Source organism: Caulobacter sp. GW821-FHT12A07, assembly GCF_058807655.1.
The window spans coordinates 181,790-193,899 of sequence record NZ_JBXAQX010000011.1 but is presented as its reverse complement, the minus strand read 5'-3'; the positions used below and the strand labels follow the sequence as shown (position 1 = coordinate 193,899).

The following is a 12,110-nucleotide window of genomic DNA, read 5'->3' as shown; positions in this document are numbered from 1 at the left end:
CCCCCCCCCCCCCCCCCCCCCCCCCCCCCCCCCCCCCCCCCCCCCCCCCCCCCCCCCCCCCCCCCCCCCCCCCCCCCGCCGCTATCAGCGCCGTGACGGAGGGGGCGAGTGACGGAGCGCCGTGCGCGCGGCCGCCCCCTCCACCACGGAGCCTGTCCTCGGGCGCGCGCTTCGCGCGACCCGGGGGTGGTCCCCCTCCCCCGCTGACGCGGGGGAGGAGAAAAGAAAAGGGCGGCGCCTTTGCTGGCGCCGCCCTTCCTAGTCTTCAGTTCGTCGTCCCGATCAGAAGGGCGACTGGACCGAGAGGCGGACCCCCTGGCTGTCGCTGTCCTTCGACACCGAGTTGTCGAAGTCCAGACCGATCTTCCAGCCGCTCTTGACCGTCAGGTCGGCCCCGAGCTCCAGCCGCAGCTGGTCGCGGTCGATCGGATCCACCGCCAGGCGGTAGGTCGGCCCGCCCACCCAGTCGGTGTAGCTGAGCATGGCGTCAGCGGCCTTCTCGAAGTCGTGCGAGTACTCGACCCGGAAGCGCGGCGCCAGCAGGCCGGCGGCGGTCTTGCGGGCGAACTCCCCGCGCAGGCCCAGCGTGCCGGTCAGGCTGCGCACGGTCTGCTCGTGGTAGGTCAGACCGTAGGGTCCGCCGCCGTTCTCCGAGAAGGCGTCCAGAACCGACCGGCTGTAGGCCATGCGCCCGTAGGGCGACAGCAGGCTGGTCGGGGTCCGGTGCTCGTACCCGAAGGTCAGAGCCAGGAACGTCTGGTCGCCGTCACGCTTACCGGTCACCAGCTCGCCCGTCGTGGTGACGTAGCGGCGGCTGTCGAAGTCGAGCGACCCGAAGCCGACGACGCCGTCGACGAAGGTCTTCTCGCTCGGCTGCAGGCTGGCGTAGAGGCCGGCGCTGTAGCTTTCGGCCCGGCTCTTGGTGCCGTTCTTGCCGACCCGGCTTGAGTCTCGGCCGTAGCCGAGGCCCACACCGAAGGCGAACTGCCCGTTGACCCGGTAGTCGACGCCGGCGGTGAGACCGTCGGTCGTGAAGCGGAAGCCGCTTTGCGAACCGACCGTGTCACGCATCCCGAAGTCGGCCGAACCCGCGGCCCACACGCCCCAGCGCTGGGGACCGGCCTGGCCGTCTTCGCCGTCGTTCCCGGGCGCCGCGTCGGCCGACGAGGCGGCCGGCAGCAGCGGCGAGGACGGATCGGCCGCGTCGTTCATGCCGAGGCTGGCGTACTTGCGGAACCGCTCGCGCGCTTCCAGCCCGTCTTCCCGCTCGGTGTTGCCGCCGCGGACGCTGACCCCGAACCCGCGACCCGCGCCACCGCCGTTGTGCAGTTGCTCGAGGCGACGGCTGAAGTTGCTGATCTGGGCGTCGGCGAACCGGATGGCCGCCGCGTCCTGAGCCGCGACCAGACCCTTCACTTCCGGATCCTGCGAGGGATCGGGACGAGCCGTGACGATCACGTTGATCCGGCCGGGGGCCGAAGTCGCGAAGGCGTTGCTCAGCGTGTAGGTCACCACCGCCGTGCCCGCGAAGGCGTTGTCGGGGGTGAAGGTCAGGGTGTAGGCGCCGGTCGAGGGGTTGGTGATGACCGCCGCGCCCGAGTTGGCCGGGGTGATCGCCACCACCGCCGCGCCGATGAACGGCCCGCCGCTGGCGTTGGTCACCAGGTTCACGACCGCCTTCTGGCCGGCGAGGATCTCGACGGTGATCGGCGGGGCCGTGAGCGGCGCCGGGTTGACCGTCACCGTCACCGGCACCGGATCAGAGGCCCCGAAGGGATTGTTGATCCGGTAGGTGAAGGCGTCGGCGCCCGAGAAGCCCGCGGCCGGGGTGTAGACGATGTTCAGACCGTTGATCGTGGCCGTGCCCTTGGTCGGGGCGGTGGCGACGGTGACGCTCGTGAACGGGCTGCCCGTGGCGCCTTGGGTCGCCGCCAGGGTGGCCGATTGGCCGGCCAGGACGGTGATGACCTGAGCGGTCTGGGTCGGCGTGGCCAGCGGGGTGACCGTGACGGTGACCGTCGCCGGACCGCCCGTGCCGCCTTCGCCGGTGGCCGTGTAGGTGAAGGTGTCCGTACCGAAGAAGTTGGTGGCGGGGACGTAGTTGACGGTCAGGGCCGACACCGTCGCCGTGCCGTGGCTCGGGGCCGTGGCGATGGCGATGGTGCTGATCGGACCGGTGTCGTTGGCGGTCACCGCGATGTTCACCGTCGCATTGGCGGCGAGCGTGGCGGTGTCGTTGACGACGACCGGGGCCGGGGCGGCGACGGCGACGCTGATCGCGGCCGGCGACGAGGTGCCCCCAGGACCGGTGGCGGCGTAGGTGAAGCTGTCCGAGCCATAGTAGCCGGGGTTCGGCGTGTAGATGATCTGCACCGAGCCCGAGCCTTGCGAGTGCATCCGCGACGCCCCTCCGCTGACCGTCGCCGTGCCGTGTTGCGGCGCTTGGACGATGATGACGGTGTCGTAGAAGCCGTCGATCAGCGGCGCGACGTCGATGGTGGTCGGCGCCCCGGCCGGGGTCGAGGTGTTGGTCGGTTCGACCACCGGCGGCGGCGCCACGTTGACCGACAGGGTGACGGAGACGCTGGCCGAGTAGGGACCAGAGCCGCCGGCCGAGTCGGTGGCCGTGACCGTCAGCGGGAAGTTGCCGTCATCGGTCGGCGAGCCCGAGAGCACGCCGGTCGAGGTGTTGAACGACACGCCCGTCGGGAGGGTCCCGGTGAGGGCGTAGGTGTAGGGGGCCACGCCGCCGACCCCGTGGAAGGTCTGGCTGTAGGCGGTGCCGTAGTCGGCCGTCGGCAGCGAGGTCGGCGTCACCGACAGGGTCGGCGCGGCGATGGTGATCGAGAAGGTCGCCGAACCGGTGGCGCCGTAGGCGTCGGTGGCGGTGATCACCGTGCTGTAGGTCCCCCCGGCGGTCGGCGTGCCCGAAAGGACGCCGGCGGTGCTGAGGGTCAGGCCGGGCGGCAGGCCCGTACCCGTGAAGGTGTAGGGAACCGTACCGGTCGTGGCCGTGAAGGTCGCGCCGGCGTAGGCCGCCGCCACCGTGCCGCCCGCGGGCGAGCCGGCGACCACCAGGACCGGGGCGGTCACGGTGATCGAGACCGTGGCCGGAGCCGAAGGCCCGCCGGCGTTGGAGGCGGTGTAGGTGAAGGTGTCGGCGCCCGAGTAACCGGCCGTCGGCGTGTAGAGGAAGGTCATGCCGCTGACCGTGGCCGTCCCGTGAGCCGGGGCGGTGGCGACGGTGACCGAGGTCGCCGGCACGCCGCTCAGGGCCGGGGTGACCACGTTGTTGCTGCTGTTGGCGGCGACGGTCGTGGAGACCGCCCCCGGCGTCGGCGGCGCGGGCACGTTGACGACCAGGCTGTAGGAGTTTTCGACGATGTAGGGTCCGCCGCCGGTCGTGGAGTCGGTGGCCCGGATGAAGACGTTGAAGGTTCCCGTGACGGTCGGCGTCCCCGAGAGGGCGCCGGTGGGCGACAGGGTGACGCCGGTCGGCAGCGTGCCGGACGTCACGGTGTAGGTGTAGGGCGCCGTGCCGCCGGTGGCGGTGAGCGTCTCGTTGTAGGCGGCGTGCTGGGTCGCAGCCGACAGGGTGGTCGGGCTCATGTTCAGGGTCGGCGCATCGACCGTGACGTTATAGACCCGTGACCCCGTGTAGGGACCCACGCCGGTGCTGGAGTCGGTGGCGGTGATCGTGAAGCTGAACGAACCCGAGGCCGTCGGCACGCCCGAGAGCAGGTCGCCGGACAGGGTGAGGCCGGCCGGCAGAGCGCCGGCGGTCACCGCGAAGGTGTAGCCGCTGGTCCCGCCCAACGCGGTGATCGTCTGGCTGACCGCCGTGCCGACCACGACCGTGCCCAGGGTGGTGGGCGAGACCGTGATGGTCGGCGCCGAGACGGTCAGGGTGTAGCTCCGCACGCCGGTGAACGGCGCGCCGGTCCCCGTCGAGCTGTCGGTGGCGGTGACGTCGAAGGTGAAGGTCCCGCCCGCCGTCGGCGTGCCCGAGAGCGCGCCGCTGGTCGACAGGGTGACGCCGGCCGGCAGGGCGCCGCTGGTCACCGCGTAGCTGTAGGGCGCGGTGCCACCGCTGGCGGTGATCGTGGCGACGTAGGCCGCGCCGATCTGGCCGTTCGACAGCGAAGTCGGAGCGACCGTGATCGTCGGCGCGCCGATGACCCAGGTGTAGGCGCGCGACCCCGTGTAGGGACCCGTGCCGGTGCTGGAGTCGGTGGCGGTGATCGTGAAGTTGAACGAACCCGCGGCCGTCGGCGTACCCGAGAGCGCGTCGCCGGACAGGGTGACCCCGGCCGGGAGAGCGCCCGCGGTCACCGCGTAGGTGTAGCCGCTGGTGCCGCCGGTGGCGGAGATCGTCTCGCTGACGCTCGTACCGACCGCGACCGAGGTCAGGCTGGTCGGCGAGACCGTGATGGTCGGCGCCGCGATGGTCAGGCTGTAGGACCGCACGCCGGCGAACGGCGCGCCGGTCCCCGTCGAGCTGTCGGTGGCGGTGACGTCGAAGGTGAAGGTCCCGCCCGCCGTCGGCGTGCCCGAGAGCGCGCCGCTGGTCGACAGGGTGACGCCGGCCGGCAGGGCGCCGCTGGTCACCGCGTAGCTGTAGGGCGTGGTGCCCCCGCTGGCGGTGATCGAGGCGCTGTAGGCCGCGGCGACCGTGCCGTTGGCGAGCGAGGTCGGCGACAGCGTGATCGTCGGCGAGGCGACGGTGATGCTGTAGGCGGCCGCGCCCGTATAGGGACCCGAACCCGTGCTGGAGTCGGTGGCGGTGATCGTGAAGTTGTAGGTTCCACCACCCGTCGGCGAGCCGCTGATGGCGCCGCCGGTCGACAGGGTCAGACCGGGCGGCAGGCTGCCGGCGGTCACTTGGAAGGTGTAGCCGGCCGTGCCGCCGCTGGCGGTGACCGTATCGCTGTAGGCGGTGGCGATGAGGCCGCCGGCCAGGGCGCCCGAAGCGGGCGACAGGGCGATCGACGGCGCGCCGATGACCAGGGTGTAGGTCTGCGTGCCGCTATAGGTGCCGCCCGCGGTCGCGTCCGTCGCCTTGATGGTGATCGGGAACGACCCGCCTTGCGTCGGCGTGCCCGAGAGCACCCCGCCGGTCGTCAGGGTCAGGCCGGCGGGCAGAGTCCCGCTGTCGAGAGAGAAGACATAGGGAGTCGTGCCGCCGCTGGCGGTGATCGTCTGGCTGTAGGCGGCGGCCACGGTCCCGGCCGGCAGGGTCGAGGGCGACACGACGATCGTCGGAGCGCTCACCGTGATGCTGTAGGCGGCCGAGCCCGTGTAGCTGTTGCCGCTGCTGTCGGTGGCGGTGACCGTGAAGTTGTAGGTCCCCGTCGACGTCGGCGTGCCCGAAGCCACGCCGCTGGTGTCCAGAGACAGGCCCGGAGGCAGGGCGCCGGCGGTGACGCTGAAGGTCGTCGGCGTGACGCCGCCCGTGCTGGTGAAGGTCTGGCTGTAGCTGACGCCGGCCTGGCCGCCCGGCAGGGCGCCCGCGGCGGGCGACAGGGTGATGGTCGGCGCGGCGATGGTCAGGTTGGCCGAGGCCGTGCCGGTGTAGCTGCCGTTGCCGCCCGAGCTGTCGGTGACGGTGACCACGACCGTGGCGGTGGTCGCCGTGGTCGGGGTGCCGCTGATGACGCCCGAGCTGTCCATGGTCAGGCCGGCGGGCAGGCCCGTGGCCGAGAAGTTGTTGTAGGGCGGATTGCCGCCGCTGATGGTCACCACCGAGGAGCCGCTGTTGTAGACGGCGCCCACCGTGCCGGTGGAGGCCGGCAGGGTGACCGAGAACACCGGGTCGTCCACGGTCACGAAGACCTGGCCGACGTTCGACGTGCCGCCGGCGTTGGTGGCGACGTAGTTGAAGGTGTCGGTGCCGCGGAAGCCGACCGGCGGGGTGTAGCTCATCAGGCCCCCGCTATCGACGCTGACCGTAGCGCCGTAGGACGAGGCGCCGACCTGGTAGCCGGTCGGGCTTTCGGTGGCGTGCGGAGCCGCGCTGAAGGTCGTCGCCGTGGCCGAACCGCTGTTGTAGGTCAGGCCGTTGATGCTGAAGGACGAGACCACCGGCGCCGGCGGCAGGCTGACCGTCAGGGTCGCCGTGGTGTTGGCGTTGTAAGGACCCGCGCCCAGCGAGCTGTCGGTGACGTTGACGGTGACCGTGAACACGCCGTTGGCCAAGGGCGTGCCGCTGATGACGCCGCCGCCAGCGTCGGTCAGGCCCGAAGGCAGACCGTTGATGCTGTTGACGGTGTAGCTGGCCCGGCCGCCCGCGAAGGTCACGGCGGCGGCGCCCGAATTGTAGACGCGTTCGACGGTGCCCGTGCTGGCCGGCAGGGTCAGGGTGATCGTCGGATTGCCGATGGTCACGGTGACCGTGGCCGGCGCCGAGGTGCCGCCGACGTTGGACGCCGTGTAGGTGAAGCTGTCGTTGGCGTTACGGTAGCCGACGGGGGGCGTGTAGGTCGCGATCCCGCTGCTGTTGACGCTGACGCTGCCGCCTTGAGCGGTCGTCGCCGAGCCGACAGCGTAGTTGGTCGGCGTGCCGCCGCCCGTGATGTAGAGCGACAGGTCGATGTTGGTCGTCGCGTTCGAGCCGGTGTTGTAGGCGACGATCGAGCCGTAGGTCTGCGAGCTGCCGACCGGCGGCGCGACATAGGTGTACTGGTCGGACGCGCTGGTGGCGCTGGTCCCGCCGGGCGTCGTGACGGTGATGTCGTAGGTGCCCGCCGAGTTGGCCGGCGACGTCGCCGTGATCTGGCTGTTGCTGTTGATCGTGTAGGTGGCGGTGGTCGCGCCGAACTTCACCGCGCCCGTGCCCGGAGCCGCCGCGAAGCCCGTGCCGGTGATGGTCACCGTCGTGCCGCCCGCGGTGGGACCCGAGGTCGGCGACACCGAGGTCACCGTCGGGGCACTGATGTAGGTGTACTGGTCAGACGCACTGGTGGCGCTGGTGCCGCCAGGCGTCGTGACGGTGACGTCGTAGGTGCCCGCCGAATTGGCCGGCGACGTCGCCGTGATCTGGGTGTTGCTGTTGATCGTGTAGGTGGCGTTGGCCGCGCCGAACTTCACCGCGCCCGTACCCGGCGCCGACGCGAAGCCGGTGCCGGTGATGGTCACGGTCGTGCCGCCGCCCGTCGGACCCGCCGTCGGCGAGACCGAGGTCACGGTCGGGGCCGAGACGTAGGTGTACTGGTCCGAAGCGCTGGTGGCGCTCGTGCCGCCCACCGTGGTCACGGTGATGTCGTAGGTGCCCGCCGAGTTGGCCGGCGACGTCGCCGTGATCTGGGTGTTGCTGTTGATCGTGTAGGTGGCGGTGGCCGCGCCGAACTTGACGGCGCCCGTACCGGCCGCGGCCGCGAAGCCCGTGCCGGTGATGGTCACGGTCGTGCCGCCGCCCGTCGGACCCGCCGTCGGCGAGACCGAGGTCACCGTCGGAGCGGTGACATAGGTGTACTGGTCGGCCGCGCTGGTGGCGCTGGAGCCGGCCGGCGTCGTGACGCGGATATCCACCGTGCCAGCCGAACCGGCCGGCGCGGTCGCCGTGATCGAGGTGGCGCTGTTGAACGTGAAGCCGGTCGCCGCCGTGGCGCCGAACGTCACCGCGGTGACCCCGGTGAAATTGGTGCCGGTGATCGTCACGGACGTGCCGCCGCCTGTCGGGCCCGCCGTCGGCGAGATCGAGGTCACCGTCGGCAGGGCCGAATAGGTGAACTGGTCGGACGCACTGGTGGCGCTGGTTCCGCCCGGATTGGTGACGCGGATATCCACCGTGCCGGCCGAGCCGGCCGGCGAGGTCGCCGTGATCTGGGTGTTGCTGTTGACCGTGAAGCCGGTCGCCGCCGTGCCGCCGAACGTCACGGCCGTGGCGCTCGAGAAGCCGGTGCCGGTGATGGTCACCGAGGTGCCGCCCGCCGTGCTGCCGGTGGTCGGCGAGACCGCGGTCACGGTCGGGGCCGCGACATAGGTGTACTGGTCGGCCGCGCTGGTGGCGCTCTGGCCGCCGGCGGTGGTGACGCGCACGTCCACGGTGCCGGTGCCAGCCGGCGAGGTCGCGGTGATCTGGGTGGCGCTGTTGACCGTGAAGCCGGTCGCCGCCGTGCCGCCGAAGCTCACCGCCGTGGCGCCGCTGAGGTTGGTGCCGGTGATGGTGACGCTTGTGCCGCCCGCTGTCGGTCCGGCCGTCGGCGATATGCTCGTCACGGTCGGCGGGGCCACGTAGGTGTACTGGTTGCCGGCCGCGGTGGCGCTGGTGCCGCCGGTGGACGAGGTGACGCGGGCGTTGACCGTACCAGCCGAGCCGGCGGGGGCCGTCGCGGTGATCTGGGTGGCGCTGTTGACCGTGTAGCCGGTCGCGTTCGTGCCGCCGAAGGTGACGGCGGTGATGTTGACGAAGTTGGAGCCGGTCAGAACGACGCTGGTGCCGCCCGCGGTCGAGCCGCTGGTCGGGCTGAGCGAGCTCACCGCCGGCGGAACGTTGAGGTTCACCGTGATGCCCACCGACTTGGTGGCGTTACAGGTGGCCCCGCCGCCGTAGGACGGACAGGTATAGAGCGTCAGGGTCTCGCTCGCCGGCGCGTTGGCGTTCACCGACATCAGGGTCACCGTGAAGATGTCGGTGGCCGAAGCGTCGGAATAGGCGCTATTGGACCGGAACTTGTAGGTCGCGTTCGCTGTCGTGACCGTCGTGTCCGCGGATGGATAGGGGTAGATGTTGCTGTACCCCTCCCCCGGATAGTCGATCCCGTTCTCGCCCTGGATCGAGTGGATCCCGGTCCAGAAGCTGTCGCCCGCATAGGTGATGAAGATGTCGCAGCTGCTGGCGTTCAGCGTCTGCGTGGCTCCCACCGAGGTGAAGGTCATGGCTGAGAGGGTGCAGTCAGCGGCTCTCGATTCCGTTGGAGTCCCGAGGCTCGCCCCCAGAAGCACGGCGGCGAAGACCAATGGAACGGCGAGAAGTTTGCCGAACCGGGACGCGAACGCCGAAAATATCTTGGCGAACACGGACGAAGATTCCGCGGCCGGATAACCGGCGCGAAGCATGCTGACGCTTTTCAAAAGCCGTCCCCCAAACGCACCGCCCCCGCGGTGCACAATCCAAACGCGTTTCGCGGCCAAAACGCACAGCCGCCCCATCTCAACGCTAGAGCGAATTAATTGCCCGCTCCAGTGCATTTATGCACAGATTTCAAAAAATTCGCATTCTTTGGTTGCGACTAGTCCGGAACCTGACAGTCCAGACAAAAACCGAGATCTCGGTTTTTCGCTTTACAGTTGATTTTATCCCGGGCCATGCTTGGCCTGGGCGCGCACTCCTTGCGCGTCTATCCCGGGGGAGGGCTATGGCAGAATTCTTCATGGGCCAGGTCATGATGACCGGCTACAACTTCGCGCAGAAGTATTTCGCCTTCTGCAACGGGCAGCTTTTGCCCATCAATCAGAATACGGCGCTATTTTCGCTGCTGGGTACTTATTACGGCGGCAACGGCGTTTCCAACTTCGCCCTACCCGACCTGCGCGGCCGAACGCCGGTCGGTTTCGGCAGTTCGGTGGATCCGTCCTGGCAGCCGGCGCCCTATCAACTGGGCACGGTCACGGGCGTGGAGAACGTCACGCTGCTGACCAGCAACCTGCCGTCGCACACCCACACGGCGACGGCCACCACCCAGGTAGGCGGCGGGCGCAACCCGACCGGCGGCCTGTTCGCGACCTCGAGCGTCAGCACGACGTCGGCCTATGTGGCGCAAGGCGGAGGCTCCCTGCAGCCGCTCTATCCGGCCACGATCGGCGTGACGGGCGGCACCCAGCCGCACCCGAACCTGCAGCCCTACGAGGCCATCACGTTCGTGATCGCCCTGTCGGGCATCTACCCCTCGCGCAACTGATCAGCCGTCAAAACGGAGTTCTAAAATGAGCCAGCCGTATGTCGGCGAGATTCGTGCGTTCGGTTTCTCGCGCACGCCCACGGGATGGTTTCCCTGCGATGGACGACTGCTGTCGATCGCGGACTACCAGACCCTCTACACCCTGCTCGGCACCACCTTCGGCGGCGACGGGATCACCACCTTCGGGATTCCGGACCTCAAGGGCCGTCGCCCGATCCACTGGGGCACCCTGCCCGGCGGCAGCACCTATGTTCTGGGCCAGAAGTCGGGCACGGAAGAAGTGACGCTGATCACCCAGCAGATCCCGGCCCACAACCACACCATGGTCGCGGTCGCCGGCGCCTCCACCGCCATCACGCCCGGGCCTACCCTGTTCCCCGGCACGATCGGCGGCACCGATACGCTCTATCTGCCGGACGCCGCGGGCACGACGGTGGTCGCCATGGACACCGAGGCCGTCGGTCTCACGGGCGGCAGCCAGCCGCACGAGAACTGCGCCCCGACCCTGACCGTGTCGATCTGCATTTCCGCCTTCGGCATCTTCCCGTCGCAAAACTGAGCTGGAGATCCAACCATGAGCGAACCCTTCGTCGGCGAGATCCAGCTCTTCGCCTTCAGCTACGCGCCCTACCAGTGGGCGCTGTGCAACGGCGCCACCCTGGCGATCCAGCAGAACACCGCGCTGTTCTCGCTGCTGGGCACCTACTATGGCGGCAACGGCAGCAGCACCTTCCAGCTGCCGAACCTGGTCAACCGCGGCGTCGCCAACCAGGGCACGGGCGCCGGCCTGTCGCCCCGGACGATCGGCGAGACCTTCGGGACGTCGAGCGTCACCCTGACGACCACCACGATCCCGCAGCACACCCACGCCTTCCAGACCTACAGCGGCGGCACCGCCACGCGTTCGGCCGCCCCCACTTCGGGCGCGCTGATCTCGCAAGGCGCCACCAAGGTGTTCCTGGCCGCCCAGTCGCCCAATACGTCGCTGGCGCCCAACACCATCCTGCCCACGGGCGGCGGTCTGCCGCACGAGAACAACTCGCCGCTCCTGGCCCTGAACTGGTCGATCGCGCTCTATGGCGTCTTCCCCAGCTTCAACTGACCTGACGGCGTCGGCGGCGGGACCTGTCCCGCCGCCGAACCTCGCGCCCGTAAACTGGCGAGCGAAGGGCCTGGCCCTTCGCTCGATCCGTTTCGAGGACACGTTCTTCCTTCGCGACCTCTATGCCGACCTGCGCGCCGAGGAACTGGCGGCCGTCGACTGGCCGCCGGCCCAGAAGCGCGCCTTCACCGACAGCCAGTACGACCTGCAGGACGCCCATTTCGGCCGCGCCCATCCGCACGCCTGGCGGCTGATCGTCGAGCGGCGCGGCAAGGCCGTCGGCCGGCTCTATCTGGACGACACGCCCGAAGGCCTGCTGGTGGTCGATATCGGCCTGCTGGCGCTGGTGCGAGGCAAGGGGATCGGCGGCGACCTGCTGAAGGCCGCCCAGGCCCAGGCCCGTCGCCAGGGCTCCCCAGGCGTCTGGCTGCACGTGCTGAAGGACAATGTCCGTGCACGGACGCTCTACGGGCGCCTCGGCTTTACGACCACCGGCGAGACCGCCACCCACTGGCGGATGGACTGGCCGGCGCGTTGAGAGCGCCTGCGCGCGCTCAATGCGTGCGCTCCTTGCGCTCCTCGGCGTCGTCGTCCTCGCCCACCTTCTCCTCGACCGCGGCCGAAAAGCGCTGGAACGCCCCCAGCGCGACCAGGATGACGGACGCGGCGAGCAGCAGCATGGTCGGATAGACCAGCAGGGCCACGTCGGTGCGGGCGGTCTTGAACACCACGACCAGCCCTTCGAGGAACAGGGCGATGACGATGGTCGACAGGAACTTGGTCAGGCTGCGCCGGGCCTCGGCCGCGCTGCGCTTTTCCTTGCCCCGCCGCACCTCCTCCTCGAACAGGTACTTGGCGACGTCGAAGACGGCGATGGCCACGATCAGGTAGCCCAGGCCGTCCAGCACGGCGTCCGCTCCGTCGCCTTGAGCCTGGCGAAGGCTCTGCAGCACGTCGGCGAAGCCCAGCGCCACCAGGGCCAGGGACGCGATCATCAGCAGCAGGCTGGCGCCGGCGAAGGCGGCGCGGATCAGAAGGTGCATCGGCTCCGGCTCGCCTTGGAGGTCCCGACACAACGCCCGGGCCGGAAAGCCGTTTCGCGCCGGTCA

General features: G+C 70.0%; 6 protein-coding genes. 4 read left to right on the top strand and 2 right to left on the bottom strand.

Annotated elements, in window-relative coordinates:
• Positions 1–282 precede the first annotated feature (282 nt).
• Positions 283–8,877: a putative Ig domain-containing protein gene (locus tag AC1RRS_RS20530; RefSeq protein ID WP_492856776.1), complete on the bottom strand. Its 8,595-nt coding sequence runs from the start codon at positions 8,875–8,877 to the stop codon at positions 283–285.
• 479 nt (positions 8,878–9,356) lie between these two features.
• Here AC1RRS_RS20530 and AC1RRS_RS20525 point away from each other — a divergent pair, with 479 nt between their 5' ends.
• The 4 genes from AC1RRS_RS20525 to AC1RRS_RS20510 are packed head-to-tail and all read left to right on the top strand — an operon-like array spanning position 9,357 to position 11,539.
• Positions 9,357–9,899, top strand: coding sequence for a phage tail protein (locus tag AC1RRS_RS20525; protein WP_110119455.1), 543 nt, complete (start codon positions 9,357–9,359; stop codon positions 9,897–9,899).
• Between the two features lie 25 nt (positions 9,900–9,924).
• The gene (locus AC1RRS_RS20520) at positions 9,925–10,458 is read left to right on the top strand and encodes a phage tail protein (RefSeq protein ID WP_492856775.1); all 534 of its coding nucleotides are present in this window, start codon (positions 9,925–9,927) and stop codon (positions 10,456–10,458) included.
• A gap of 15 nt (positions 10,459–10,473) precedes the next feature.
• The gene (locus AC1RRS_RS20515; protein WP_492856774.1) at positions 10,474–11,001 is read left to right on the top strand and encodes a phage tail protein; all 528 of its coding nucleotides are present in this window, start codon (positions 10,474–10,476) and stop codon (positions 10,999–11,001) included.
• Complete coding sequence (locus AC1RRS_RS20510; protein WP_492856773.1) at positions 10,976–11,539, top strand: GNAT family N-acetyltransferase; 564 nt, start codon at positions 10,976–10,978, stop codon at positions 11,537–11,539. The genes AC1RRS_RS20515 and AC1RRS_RS20510 overlap by 26 nt, the downstream gene beginning before the upstream one ends.
• A 16-nt stretch (positions 11,540–11,555) precedes the next feature.
• Here the strand turns inward: AC1RRS_RS20510 and AC1RRS_RS20505 are convergent, their stop codons facing one another.
• Complete coding sequence (locus AC1RRS_RS20505; RefSeq protein WP_492856772.1) at positions 11,556–12,044, bottom strand: GNAT family acetyltransferase; 489 nt, start codon at positions 12,042–12,044, stop codon at positions 11,556–11,558.
• Positions 12,045–12,110 lie beyond the last annotated feature (66 nt).

Excerpts from the sequence above, each read along its gene's own strand:
- AC1RRS_RS20505 (WP_492856772.1), bottom strand. The coding sequence starts at position 12,044 with ATGCACCTTCTGATCCGCGCCGCCTTCGCCGGCGCCAGCCTGCTGCTG.
- AC1RRS_RS20525 (WP_110119455.1), top strand. The coding sequence starts at position 9,357 with ATGGCAGAATTCTTCATGGGCCAGGTCATGATGACCGGCTACAACTTC.
- AC1RRS_RS20530 (WP_492856776.1), bottom strand. The coding sequence starts at position 8,877 with ATGACCTTCACCTCGGTGGGAGCCACGCAGACGCTGAACGCCAGCAGC.
- AC1RRS_RS20520 (WP_492856775.1), top strand. The coding sequence starts at position 9,925 with ATGAGCCAGCCGTATGTCGGCGAGATTCGTGCGTTCGGTTTCTCGCGC.
- AC1RRS_RS20510 (WP_492856773.1), top strand. The coding sequence starts at position 10,976 with ATGGCGTCTTCCCCAGCTTCAACTGACCTGACGGCGTCGGCGGCGGGA.
- AC1RRS_RS20515 (WP_492856774.1), top strand. The coding sequence starts at position 10,474 with ATGAGCGAACCCTTCGTCGGCGAGATCCAGCTCTTCGCCTTCAGCTAC.